Annotated in this window: 10 protein-coding genes and 1 pseudogene; 10 read left to right on the forward strand and 1 reads right to left on the reverse strand. The window is 40.5% G+C overall.

The window, feature by feature from the left end; translation table 11 throughout:
• Position 1: 1 nt before the first annotated feature.
• From E5329_RS05875 to E5329_RS05920, 10 genes and pseudogenes are all read left to right on the forward strand, one after another.
• Complete coding sequence (locus E5329_RS05875) at positions 2–1,168, forward strand: exonuclease SbcCD subunit D (RefSeq protein ID WP_135988658.1); 1,167 nt, start codon at positions 2–4, stop codon at positions 1,166–1,168.
• Positions 1,165–3,990: an SbcC/MukB-like Walker B domain-containing protein gene (locus tag E5329_RS05880; RefSeq protein WP_135988659.1), complete on the forward strand. Its 2,826-nt coding sequence runs from the start codon at positions 1,165–1,167 to the stop codon at positions 3,988–3,990. Before E5329_RS05875 ends, E5329_RS05880 begins: the two co-directional genes overlap by 4 nt.
• A gap of 166 nt (positions 3,991–4,156) precedes the next feature.
• Positions 4,157–4,288 carry a Fic family protein gene (locus E5329_RS30485; protein WP_275443059.1) on the forward strand — a complete coding sequence of 44 codons (132 nt, stop codon included), beginning with the start codon at positions 4,157–4,159 and terminating at the stop codon, positions 4,286–4,288.
• Between the two features lie 71 nt (positions 4,289–4,359).
• Positions 4,360–5,301, forward strand: coding sequence for a DUF1848 domain-containing protein (locus E5329_RS05885; RefSeq protein WP_135988660.1), 942 nt, complete (start codon positions 4,360–4,362; stop codon positions 5,299–5,301).
• Between the two features lie 453 nt (positions 5,302–5,754).
• On the forward strand, positions 5,755–6,642 hold the full coding sequence (locus E5329_RS05890) for a damage-control phosphatase ARMT1 family protein (protein WP_135988661.1): 888 nt from the start codon (positions 5,755–5,757) through the stop codon (positions 6,640–6,642).
• A gap of 296 nt (positions 6,643–6,938) precedes the next feature.
• A pseudogene (locus E5329_RS05895) lies at positions 6,939–7,908 on the forward strand (ABC-three component system protein).
• On the forward strand, positions 7,895–8,122 hold the full coding sequence (locus E5329_RS05900; protein ID WP_135988662.1) for an ABC-three component system middle component 6: 228 nt from the start codon (positions 7,895–7,897) through the stop codon (positions 8,120–8,122). The pseudogene E5329_RS05895 and the gene E5329_RS05900 overlap by 14 nt, the downstream one beginning before the upstream one ends.
• Complete coding sequence (locus tag E5329_RS05905; protein WP_135988663.1) at positions 8,113–9,843, forward strand: DUF2326 domain-containing protein; 1,731 nt, start codon at positions 8,113–8,115, stop codon at positions 9,841–9,843. The genes E5329_RS05900 and E5329_RS05905 overlap by 10 nt, the downstream gene beginning before the upstream one ends.
• Before the next feature lie 255 nt (positions 9,844–10,098).
• Positions 10,099–10,707: a histidine phosphatase family protein gene (locus tag E5329_RS05915; protein ID WP_135988664.1), complete on the forward strand. Its 609-nt coding sequence runs from the start codon at positions 10,099–10,101 to the stop codon at positions 10,705–10,707.
• Positions 10,704–11,639: a D-2-hydroxyacid dehydrogenase gene (locus E5329_RS05920; protein WP_135988665.1), complete on the forward strand. Its 936-nt coding sequence runs from the start codon at positions 10,704–10,706 to the stop codon at positions 11,637–11,639. Before E5329_RS05915 ends, E5329_RS05920 begins: the two co-directional genes overlap by 4 nt.
• 2 nt (positions 11,640–11,641) lie before the next feature.
• Here E5329_RS05920 and E5329_RS05925 read toward each other — a convergent pair whose 3' ends face one another.
• A complete protein-coding gene (locus E5329_RS05925; RefSeq protein WP_135988666.1) occupies positions 11,642–12,661 on the reverse strand; it encodes a zinc dependent phospholipase C family protein in 1,020 nt (339 codons plus the stop codon).
• Positions 12,662–12,719: the final 58 nt, after the last annotated feature.

Genomic DNA, 12,719 nt, shown 5'->3' on the forward strand with positions numbered 1-12,719 from the left:
TATGAAGATTTTTCATTTATCGGATCTGCATATCGGAAAACAGCTTCGATATTATAATTTAAAAGAAAACCAGCAGGCAATTCTTTCTCAGATTACAGCTTTGGCAAAGGAGCGCCGGCCGGACGTGATTTTAATCTGTGGAGATATTTATGACCGTTCCGTTCCTTCCGGGGAGGCATATACCATATTTGACAATTTTTTGCAGGAATTGGCAGAAATTACTCCACAGATCCCTGTTTTAATAATTGCCGGAAACCATGATAATCCCCAGCGGCTGAGTTATGCCAGCTCTTTTCTGGAAAAACATCGGATCTACGTGTCAGCAGAGCCCCCTGTTCGGCCAGAGGAGTATCTGAAAAAAGTAGTATTGCAGGATGACCATGGGGAAGTGAATTTCTATCTGCTGCCTTTTTTAAAGCCGGGATATGTGCGTCATTTATTTGAAGAGGGGGTTGTGACGGATTATGAAAGTGCAGTGGATGCAATTCTTTCCAGGGAACAGATTGATTTCAGTCAGAGGAATGTGCTTTTATCTCATCAGTTTTATACGAATCAGGGACAGAAGCCAGAGGTCTGCGATTCGGAACAGACGGTGATAAATGTAGGAGGGCTGGACAATGTTGATGTGTCTGTGATAGAGAATTTTGACTATGCGGCCCTTGGGCATATCCACGGAGCTCAGAGTATAAAAGCGCCCCATATCCGTTATTGCGGTACGCCGTTGAAATATTCTGTCAGCGAGGAGCATCATAAGAAAGCAGTCACTATGGTAACATTAGGCGCCAAACAGCAGGAAATCCAGATCGAATCTATCCCCTTAACGCCCATTCAGGAAGTGCGCCGGGAACGGGGGTTATTACGGGAGATTATCGGAAGGGCAACGGAGGGGAACCGCCATGATTTTATCAGCGTCACACTCACGGATGAAAAGGAGCCCTACCGGCCCAAGGAACAATTGGAGGAAGTGTACGATTTCATCCTGGAGCTTCGGGTGGATAATACCAGAACCAGAAATCTTTTAGAGCCAGAGGAAGAAGGGGAAATCCTGCTCCATCCCATGGAAGCCTTTCGTGCTTTTTACCAAGAGATGCAGAGCCAGCCCATGAGTGAAGAGGAAGAAAAGATTGTTGCAGATATTTTGGAACAGTGGGGAGGGGAAGCAGTGTGAAGCCAGTAAAACTTGTGATGTCTGCCTTTGGTTCTTACGCAGGTAAGGCAACGATAGATTTTGCAGATGCAGACCGTGGCGTGTTTTTGATTACCGGTGATACGGGTGCCGGCAAAACCACAATATTTGACGCCATTACCTATGCATTATATGATCAGACCAGCGGCGGCAAACGGGAAGGGGATATGATGCGCAGCCAGTATGCAGACCCGGATACCCCCACCTTTGTGGAGCTGACTTTCCTTTACGGGGGAAAAGAATATAAGATTCAGAGAAATCCCAATTATCAGAGGACAAGCAGGCGGAAAAATAAAGAAGGGGAATATACCCTGACGAAGGAAAGCGCTTCTGTTACGTTATGGATGCCGGACGGCAGGGAATTTCCTGGGAAAATCAGGGAAATCAATGAGAAAATTATAGAAATCCTGGGTGTGGGGGCGCAGCAGTTTACCCAGATTGCCATGATTGCCCAGGGAGAGTTTATTAAATTGCTCCATGCGTCCTCCAAAGAGCGGAAAGAAATATTTGCCAGAATATTTGACACTAATGTGTATGCCGTCCTTCAAATGAAGCTGCGGGACCAGAGCAAGGCATTGTATGGCAAGTTAGAGGATAACCGCAAATTGTGCAGCCATGAAATCCAGGGCGTTTTCTGTCTGCCAAATAGCAGCTATGCAGCAGAGTGGGAAGACTGCTGCGGCAGGCTGGAAACAAACCCTTCTCAGATTTTGGAAACTTTGGGCAGTTTTCTGGAGGAAATGGAGAAGAGAGAGAAGGAAATCAAAAACAAGGAATCAGAAAACAGAAAACAATCAGAGGAGAATGCCTGGAGCATCCGTCAGGCAAAGGAAGTAAATCAGTTATTCCAGCAGGCAGAGAAATCAGAAGAGGAATTGAACGCCAGAACCAAGCTGCTGGAGCAGCAAAATCAGCAGGAAAAGGAAGAAACTGGCAAGCTGAGGGAACTTTGCCTGCAATTGGAAAAGCGGCTTCCTGAATTGTCTGGACAGATTGCGGAATGGACAAACCTGCTTCCCAAATATGAAGCCCTGAAAGAAGCCAAGGAAGCAGTTTTGAGTGCGCAAAAAGAGCGGCAGGCATCGGAAAAAGAGCTGCAGCAGGCCAAAAAGAAGCTGGAAAACATTCAGGACATGATGCAGCAGGCCCGGGAGCAGATAGGAAAGCTGGAAGAAGAAACGGCAAAAATTCCTGCCCTTACAGAAACAAAAAAGGAACTGACAACAAGGCAGTCATTGTTAGAAGAGATGTCAGAAACCTGTAAACGGCTGCAAAAAAGTGAGAAAAAGCAGAAGCAGGAGCAGGAAAAGCTGCAGCAGGCATTGCTGCTGTTTCAGGAAAAGAGCCGGGAATATGAAGAGAAAAACCGCTTCTTTATTCAGGAGCAGGCGGGAATCCTTGCTCAAAATCTCAGAGACGGTCAGCCCTGCCCGGTGTGCGGCGCCAAGCAGCATCCCAATAAAGCCGCACTGTCTCCCCATGCAGTGACAAAACAGCAGGTAGAGCTGGCAAAAGAAGAACGGGAACAGGCAGATTTGAATATGAATCAATACCGGGAGGCTTTTCAGAAAATACAAAAAAGCTGTGAAACAGAACGTTCTTTGCTGATGCAGGATGGAATCCGTATGTTTGGGGAGGGATTTCAGCCGGAAATGATAAAACCTGCGTTGGCAGAGTGTATGAAACAGCAGCAGAAGACAGCGGCCGCTTTGGAAGAAGCCCAGAGACAGGAGAAGCTGTTTAAGCAGTTAGAGAAAAGGCAGGAAAAGCTGGCGGAAGAAGAAAAACAGCTTGGGCAGCAGCAGGAAGAGATGGTGAAAAACCAGTACGAAGCAAAGCTGTTATTTGAGACCTCCAGCCAGGCGCTGGAGCTGATTCAGAAGGAACTGCCCTTTTTGGAAATCCGGGAATTGCAGCAGCAGCTTAAGAAAGCCCAAACGGAGAAAGCTTCTCTGGAAGATAAGAAGACAGCGGCAGAATTGTCTTTACAGAAATTAAGGCAGGATATTGCAGAAAGCCAGGGAATGCTCACGGAGCAGAAGAAGAACCGGAAGTTGCTGATGGAACAGTTAAAGGATAAAAAACGAGTGGAAACAGAAGGGCTGATGGAACACAGCCGTCAATTGGAGAAGGAAGGGAAGGTTCTGGAAAAAGAAAAACTGAAACTTGCAGCGGGAAAGGCCAGAAACCAGCAGGCCAAACAGCAGCTTGCAAAGCTGTATCAGGAACGGGAGGCGTTAAAGCAGAGGTATGAGCTGATCAGCAATCTGGATAAAACAGCCAATGGAAATCTGCCCCAGCATATCCGCCTGGATTTTCAAACCTATGTCCAGCGGCGTTATTTTTATTCCATCATAGGGGAAGCAAACCGGCGGCTGGTAAAAATCAATGGAAACCGCTTTATGCTTCGCTGCCGCAGGGTAGAGCATCTGGGCAGACAGGGAGAAGCCGGGCTGGATTTGGATGTGTATGATTTGGTAACGGATAAAGTCAGGGATGTAAAAACTCTTTCCGGCGGGGAATCCTTTCTGGCAGCCCTTTCCATGGCCCTTGGCATGGCGGACGTGATACAGAACACAGCCGGGCGGGTGCATTTGGATACGATGTTTATTGATGAAGGATTCGGTTCCCTGGATGAAGAAGCAAGGGATTGCGCTATCGGAATCCTTAATGAGCTGGCCGGAGACTCCAGATTGGTTGGCATTATTTCTCATGTGACAGAACTGAAAGAGCAGATAGACCGAAAGCTGGTGGTGAAAAAGACGGATCAGGGAAGCCGGGTGAAATGGGTCGTGGAAAATTAAGCTGTGCCCGGAAAATAAACCAATAAATAAGCTAACTAAATATGAAAATAAGCAAACAGATAAGCAAAATTTTTCGAAACAAGCCAACAACTGTTTGCTTATTTTTTGTTTTTCGAATAGAATAATAAAAGAGGCACATAATTTTATTCAGGAGGTGCAGAATGTTTTGAATATGGTGATTGATGAGAAGCCTACCCTGACCTGCACGCTGCTGGAAACAGGGCAGCTGAAAATGACGATACCGGATAAGCCTAAGAGTAAAAATCAGAAATATTACAGCGGGCCTCTGGAACACTGAGTGGATAAACGCTGTGTGTGCAAGCCGAAACAAAATAGACAAAAGATAGAAAGCGGAAAGGAAATGCAAAAGTGATTTTAAGTGTCAGCCGCCGAACCGATATTCCCAATTATTATTCTGAATGGTTTCTGAAACGCATCAAGGAGGGCTTTCTCTATGTCCGAAATCCTATGAGTCCTCATCAAATCAGCAGAATCATGTTATCTCCGGATGTTGTGGACTGTATCGTATTCTGGACGAAAAATCCACAGCCGATGCTCCACAGGTTAGAGGAACTGAGCGCATACCAATATTATTTTCAATTTACCCTCACTGGATTCGGGAAAGATATTGAGTCCAATGTTCCTCATAAGAAAGAATGCATGATTCCTGTTTTTCAAAAATTATCCGGCAAAATTGGCAGAGAGAAAGTAGTATGGAGATATGATCCGATTATTTTTACGGATCGCTATACTCCGGAATATCACTTAAAAGCCTTTGCGCAGATTGCAGGAGAGCTCAAGGGCTGCACGTCAAAATGCGTGATTAGTTTTGTGGATCTGTATGGAAAAAACCAAAAGAGGATGAAATCGCTGCATACTTTTTCCCTGACAGAACAGGAGCTGCTTGCTTTTGCAGCAGAACTTGCCGCTGTAGCCAAAAAGAACGGAATGAAAACGGCGGCATGTGCGGAACAGATGGATTTATCTTCTTGCGGCATTGAGCGCAATTGCTGTATTGATAAAGAACTGATTGAGCAAATTACCGGATACAGAATCCATGGGAAGAAGGACAGGAACCAAAGAAAGGAATGCGGCTGCCTGGAAAGTGTGGAAGTCGGAACATATAATACATGCCGAAATGAGTGTATCTATTGCTATGCAAATTACAGTCCGAAAAGTGTTCTGGAAAACTGCAGGTTCTATGACGTGAATTCTCCGATTTTATGTGGAAGAATCACCGAGAATGATAAAATTACAGACAGGAAAATGAACGCATGCAAAGAAGAACAACTGTCAATAGATTGGGAATGAACATGAAAAAAATTTTTTTATCCTATGTGATCTGCATTCTGGCGTGAATTTTTGATTTATTTGCCGGGATGTCCGTTAGAGCAGACGTCAGAGGATTTTCTGACCTGGTCCTCTATTCATACCGGAATAAGAAAGACGCTCAGTCTGTCCAGGTTACTGTCACAGGCCAGACGGGATATGATTTTTCTAAATGGGGAGGTGAAAAAGAAGGAATCTGGGAAAAGAAAATGTCTAATGACTAATGTTGAGTTTTTGCAAATGTTAATTGGAAATCATAGAAACATATAAATGATGTAAACCAAAAGAATCCCTATTGTTCCTGTAAATTTTCCTTAAAAAGAAAATAGAGTTTCTGGAACCATTCGATTAATTTATTGCTGAATAAGCTGATTTAACGTATAATAGGCAGTAGAAATTTTTATAAATGGAAGCAAGCGGTAAGGAGGGTGAGCGATGCTGTTATATTCAAAATGCATGTGCTGTCTGGTGAACCAGCAGGAGCGGCTGATTGAGAATTTTAAAGATGAAGAGAAGAAAACGGCCTTTATGCGAGAGGTTATGGCGCTGCTTGGGAGCAGCGAGCCGGAACATAACGCTCCGTGGATGGGAGCAATGCTGACAGAGCTGCGGGAAAAATATTATGGAAAAGATGAGAAAATTGCACAGATGAAGCAGGAATTCAATCAGCTTCTGCTTGAGATGGAGCCGGAATTGCATCAAGAAATTCAGAAAAGCCAGGATACCCTAAAAGAGGCTATCCGCTTTGCACGGATTGGAAATTATATTGATTTTTCCGCTGTGGAACATGTGACAAAGGAGGAATTTCTGGAATTGTTCCGCAGAGAGAAAGATCAGTTGGATGAAGCGGAGTACGGCCATTTGTGTCAGGAACTGGCGGAGGCTTCCAGTTTGGTATACATCATGGATAACTGCGGTGAAATCGTGCTGGATAAAATTGTTCTTCGTGAACTGAAGAAAGCTTATCCCCAATTACATATCACCGCCATGGTTCGGGGAGAGGACGCCATCAATGACGCTACGATGGAAGACGCCAGAATGGTTGGAATAACAGAGGAAGTTCCGGTAATTACCAATAACAGTTCCATCCAGGGCGTGATTTATTCCAAGCTGACGGAGGAAGGAAAAAAGATTTTAGACAGCGCAGATTTGATTCTTTCCAAAGGACAGGGGAATTTTGAATCGCTGCATGGATGCGGGAAAAATATTTATTATCTCTTTTTATGTAAATGCCAGCATTTTTCTAAGAAGTTTGGAGTGGAACGGTTTCAGGGGATGCTGATTAATGAGAGAAGGGTCTCCTTGTTGTCAGATTTCATGTAGAACAGCATATCGAAGTAAGAGGAAACATTCGAAAGTGGAGCAAGTGGAAGCGATAAAGGATGCTTTGAAATATTTTGAGGTAATTATTTAAGATGAAGAAAAGGAGGAGGGTATTATTATTATCCTACAAAAGTATGATAGGTTGACTTATTCTATTCATCAGTGGTAGAATTTTGTCAAAGAAGTGTGAAAAAGCAAGTATTGCATTGGGAAATGTACAAAAATAGCTGGTGCATTAGAGATAGATGCCTATTTACTTTTTATGGATAGTGTACGTTCTGAAGGGAGAGGCTGAAATGAACCGTAGTAATTATTTTAACTACATAGAAGAAAAGCTAAATATATTATCATATCGTATAAAAAGTAGAGGCAAAATAAATCTGCTAGATTTAAATATTTATTCTGAGACATTTTTTGCTGAGCTTATGAACCATTTGTTGGGATATGAGTTAGAAAATATTAATGGTATCAAACAAAATACAGAGGGAATAGATTTGGTTGATAATAAAAACAAGATTATTGTTCAGGTTTCAGCTACTTCTTCCAAACAAAAGATTGAAAATTCTTTAGCTAAAAAGATTTTTGAAGATTATTCTGGATTTGCTTTTAAGTTCATTGCAATTTCAGGGGATGCTGATAAATTAAGGGCACAAGTATATACAAATCCATATAAAGTTATCTTTTCGCCATTGAACGATATATATGATATTAAGTCATTGTTGAATATTGTTTTGAATATGCAGATTAGCGCTCAACGAGGATTATATGAATTTTTAAAAGATGAGTTGGGAAGTTTTGTTGACATAGTTAAGGTTGATTCTAATTTGGCGACTATTATCCATATACTATCTCAGGAAAATTTGTCAGGTATAGTTGAATCGCCAGAAATAAATTCATTTGAAATATTAAGAAAAATAGAATTTAATGATTTATTGACTGTTCAGCCTACCATAGATGATTATAAAATTTATTATAGTAGATTAGACGAAAAGTATAAAGAATTTGATAAACAAGGCGTAAATAAAATTCTCTGTTTTGGCAGTTATTCGAAAACAGTATGTTAAATTATTGGGGGAAAATGTAGAACCATATGAGATGTTTTTTTCTATTATAGACAATCTAATTGAGCTAATAATGAATAGTAAAAATTATGTGGAAATTCCTTATGAAGAATTGGAGATGTGTGTTTCTATTTTAGTTGTGGATGCATTTATTCGTTGTAAGATATTTAAGAATCCGGAGGGATATAATCATGTTGTTACCTGACAATATACATCCTGAATTGAGTATATATTATAATGGAGCATTTGTTCTTGAAGAATTGAAAAAAATGGATAATCAGACAATTATGGATTTGTATCAGAATGTAAAGGTTAAAAATGAAATGTCTTTTCCAACTTTTATGTTATGTCTTGATTGGCTATATTTAATTGAAGTGGCTAATATGAATGAAAGGGGGTACATTCAATTATGTTTATAAAAAAACTTATAATCTCAAGTTCGTCTGAGATTATTCGAGAAATAGACTTTTGCTCTGGACTAAATCTAATTATTGATGATACCCCGGTCGAAGATACGAAATCAACTGGAAATAACGTTGGAAAAACAACGGTCTTAAAATTGGTCGATTTCTGCTTGGGGGCGAAAGGGAGTATAATTTATACAGATACAGAAAATAAAAAAGAAACTTATGATGTTGTGAAAAATTTTCTGTTTGATGAAGAAATAGAAATTAAACTTATTTTAACTGAAAACTTAAGTGATTCAAACGCAAAACAATTAGAAATTCAGAGGAATTTTTTGCAGCGAAAAAAGGCTGTTAGAAAAATTAATGGAAAAACTGTTCTGGATAAAGATTTTGAAGATGAACTGGAAAAAAATATAATGCCAGATAAAGACGTCGAAAAACCTTCTTTTAGACAAATTATATCTCATAATATTCGTTATAAAGATGATAGCATAAATAATACTTTAAAAACGTTGGATAAATTTACTTCGGATATAGAATATGAAACATTATATTTATATTTGCTAGGATGCACTTTTAATGAAGGAGCCAAAAAACAGGCACTGGTTACTAAAATCAATCAAGAAAAAACATTTAGAGAGCGTTTAGAGAAAAAGCAAACAAAAACAACCTATGAAATAGCATTAGACTTGGTTGATGACGAAATTGATGCCCTTAATGAAAAAAAGGCATCTTTTAATTTGAATGAAACATTAGAAGAAGATTTGGAGCAGCTTAATATTGTTAAATATAATATTAATAGAACAAGTGCATTAATCAGTAAACTCGAAATTCGTAAGAATTTGATAGAAGAATCTCAGAGAGATTTAGAACAAAGTATTTCTCATATTGATTTGCGGCAATTAAGATTGCTATATGAAGAAGTGACGGAGAATATTTCTGGCGTCCAAAAAACATTTGAGGATTTAGTTGCTTTTCATAATAATATGGTAATAGAAAAGGTAAAGTATATTTCTCAAGATTTGCCTGAGTTAATACAGAAGTTAAAAGATTCACAAGAGGAATTATCTCTGCTATTAAGGAAAGAAAAAGAATTGACAGATGAAGTTGCTAAAGGCGACTCTTTTGAAGAATTAGAAAAAATAATTTTTGAATTGAATGAGAAATATAGAATAAAAGGTGAGTATGAAAGCATAATTTCTCAATTAAATGAAGTTGAAGAAAATATCGATACACTTAATGAGCAAATTGATACCATAGATAATTATCTTTTTTCGGGAGATTTTGAAATTCTATTAAAAGAACAGGTTAAAAAATTTAATAAAATATTTTCTAATATTTCACAAGAATTATATGGAGAAAAATATGCACTTACATTTAAAAAGGAAACAAACAAAAAAGAGCAACAATTTTATAAGTTTAATGCCTTTAATGCTAATATGAGTTCTGGTAAGAAACAGGGAGAAATTTTATGTTTTGATTTGGCATATTTATTGTTTGCTGATGCGGAACAACTTCCGTGTTTACATTTTTTACTCAATGATAAGAAAGAACTTATGCATGATAATCAATTAATTAAGGTTGCAGAATTTGTACAAAATAAAAATATTCAGTTAGTAATTTCTATATTAAAGGATAAATTACCAGTGGCTGTATTAGACAAAGCACATATTGCAGTAGAACTTTCTCAGCAAGAAAAATTGTTTAGAATTGAAAATGGTCAGAGCTTTTGAAGTAAGCCGACCACCTCCTATGTGCTGAATGCCATGGGCTTATCCGTTTTGACGGGGTACGAGTATGAGCAATTCTGAACCAGTTACTGGTACTTGCAAATTTGGAAAGTTACAATGCTGTTTTGATTAATCAGGGGAAAAATCAACAAGAAGGGATGGAATTACTTCGGCAGTTGGCAGTACAACAATTACAGACGTTGGAAACAGTAAGTTTAAATAATTTGACTGTAATATCATAGAGAGAAAGGTATCCTTATGAAATTGTATTTCATTCGCCACGGGGTAACCCAGGGCAACCTTGAGCGCCGTTATGTGGGGTGTACCGATGAGGGAATACTGGAAGAGGAAAAGGAAGGGCTGCGGCAAAAAGGACAGGCTTTGCCTAAAATGGATCAGGCGTTTGTAAGCCCTTACTTAAGATGCAGGCAGACGGCAGAACTTCTTTTTGGAAAAAATCAGACAGAAATCATAGAAGATTTCCGGGAAATGGATTTCGGAGTATTTGAATATAAGAATTATCAGGAATTGAGCGGCAATCCAGATTATCAGAAATTTATTGACAGCGGCGGAACCCTTGGATTTCCGGGAGGGGAGGAGCCGGAATATTTTAAGCGCCGCTGCAGACAAGCCTTTCAAAGCTGTGTCCAAAAGTCCTGGGAAAACCGCTGGAATCATGTGGGGTTTGTGCTTCATGGGGGCACGATTATGGCGATTCTGGAAGCTTTTGTTTATCCCCAAAGGGGATATTATGAATATCAGACAGGGAATGGATGCGGCTTTGTCTGCCGGGTGGCAGACAATGGAGATGAAGAGAAATATGATAAGAGATACATAAAATTAATCATAGAGGAGGATATCACATGAAATTAGTATTTTTAGATGCAAAAACCATCGGGGACGACATTGATTTATCTGGTTATGAGTCTCTGGGCGAAGTGGTTAAATATGATTTTTCCACGCCAGAACAGGCCAGGGAACGAACCAGGGACGCAGACGTTATCATTTTAAATAAGGTACCCATCAATGAAGAAAGCGTTGGGGAAGCAGAGAATTTGAAGCTGGTCTGCGTGACGGCAACCGGAACCAATAATCTGGATAAGGAATACTTGGCTCAACGGGGAATTGCGTGGCGCAATGTGGCAGGGTACTCCACAGAATCGGTAACGCAGCATACCTTTGCCATGCTGTTTTATCTGGTGGAGCATCTGCCCTATTACGATAAATACGTGAAGTCAGAAAAATATGTGGCGGATTGTTTGTTTACCCATTTTGACCGGAAGTTTTCAGAGATCGATGGGAAAACCTGGGGAATTATCGGAATGGGAGCCATTGGCAGACGGGTGGCGGAAACAGCGAAAATGTTTGGCTGCAATGTGATTTATTATTCCACCACCGGGAAAAATAATCAGCCGGATTATAAGCGAGTAAGCTTTGAAGAACTGCTGGAAACCTCCGATATTGTATCGGTTCATGCTCCGCTGACTCCTGAGACGGAGAATCTGATGGATAAACAGGCATTTGAAAAAATGAAAAAATCAGCAATTTTTCTGAACTTGGGCAGAGGGCCCATTGTATCAGAACAAGACCTGGCAGACGCCTTGAATGCAGGGGAAATCCGGGGAGCAGCCCTTGACGTTCTTTGTGCGGAGCCAATGAGTGAGGACAATCCCCTGAAAAATATCAAAGACAGTGACAGGCTTTTGATTACGCCTCATATTGCATGGGCCAGCCTGGAAGCAAGAATCAGGCTGATGAGTACCATATTGGGACAGATAAAAGAATTTTTTGGAATTTAATTTTAACTGGGAATCCCCGCATCCAGCCCGCTGTGATAGGACAGGTTTCCAAGGCGGTTCAGGAATTTCTGCCAGCCATTTTCCCCGCTCTGCGCTGCCGAAGTAACAGAATAACGTTGTTTTAAGAGCGCTCTGTCTTTGACTGGGGCCTCATGTTTTACAGAAAGCAGGCGGTTCAGCTCTTCCAGAATTTCCAGATAACTTGTTTGGGCGGCTTTCATTAAATCAAAAAAAGAAGCCGTGGAACTCAGAGAATGGTCCCAGGGATTTTTCCACTCTTCATGGAGAAGATTTAAGGGATCTCTGTGGACAGACAGGCTGCCGCTTGGAATTAATGTGGATAACAGTGTGTGGCCTAAGAACAGTTTCTCCAGTGTGCTGATAATTTTCTTCTTATATCCCGAAGGATCATGCAGAAATTTTGTTCCAAGCTGGATGGATGAAATAGAAGTCCGTATGGTAATGGGCAGGATGCCAAGTTCCGGATAGGTTCTGGCATATACATAGTGCAGAATTCTAGTAATGGTGCGTTTTTGCAGGCGGGAAAGCCCAATTGTGACGTTCTGCTGGAAAGCGTAAGGTGGAAGATGCCGGTAGAATTTCAGCAGCTTAGCGTCAATTTCTGTTTCCAGGCCCATATGACGTCCGTGATATTGATTGGTTTTTTCTGTAAATTCTGTTTTCCAGTAAACATAGGGATGACAGCGGGTATCTAAGATATAATGTCCCAGAAAGCCGGCCGCATACGCTTCTGCAATGTCCTGTTCTTTTCGAGTTGAAAACATTCCTCGGCTTGCCAGCAGATGGCGCAGGAATTCTTTTGTCTTTTCTGTGTGGGCGATGGAACCGATATTGTTCTTGTGAACAGCGTAGGAGGGAAGAAAATAGAAAAACAGATCGGGACCCTGCAATCCCAAGCTGTAAGCGTGGTGTTCCTTTTGAATTATACTTTTTAAATGTGTGGCGTTTAATTTTTTATAAGCGTTTAATCCAAATAGATAGTGCGTGGTAAATCCGGGCATAATAACCTCCTGTTTTTTGTAAACTGTCAGGAACCATACGATGATTCAGCGTAATTAT

This window comes from Petralouisia muris, assembly GCF_004793545.1.
Lineage (GTDB): Bacteria > Bacillota > Clostridia > Lachnospirales > Lachnospiraceae > Petralouisia > Petralouisia muris.

Excerpts from the sequence above, each read along its gene's own strand:
- E5329_RS05905 (WP_135988663.1), top strand. The coding sequence starts at position 8,113 with ATGTTTATAAAAAAACTTATAATCTCAAGTTCGTCTGAGATTATTCGA.
- E5329_RS05915 (WP_135988664.1), top strand. The coding sequence starts at position 10,099 with ATGAAATTGTATTTCATTCGCCACGGGGTAACCCAGGGCAACCTTGAG.
- E5329_RS05920 (WP_135988665.1), top strand. The coding sequence starts at position 10,704 with ATGAAATTAGTATTTTTAGATGCAAAAACCATCGGGGACGACATTGAT.
- E5329_RS05875 (WP_135988658.1), top strand. The coding sequence starts at position 2 with ATGAAGATTTTTCATTTATCGGATCTGCATATCGGAAAACAGCTTCGA.
- E5329_RS05890 (WP_135988661.1), top strand. The coding sequence starts at position 5,755 with ATGCTGTTATATTCAAAATGCATGTGCTGTCTGGTGAACCAGCAGGAG.
- E5329_RS05900 (WP_135988662.1), top strand. The coding sequence starts at position 7,895 with ATGTTGTTACCTGACAATATACATCCTGAATTGAGTATATATTATAAT.
- E5329_RS05925 (WP_135988666.1), bottom strand. The coding sequence starts at position 12,661 with ATGCCCGGATTTACCACGCACTATCTATTTGGATTAAACGCTTATAAA.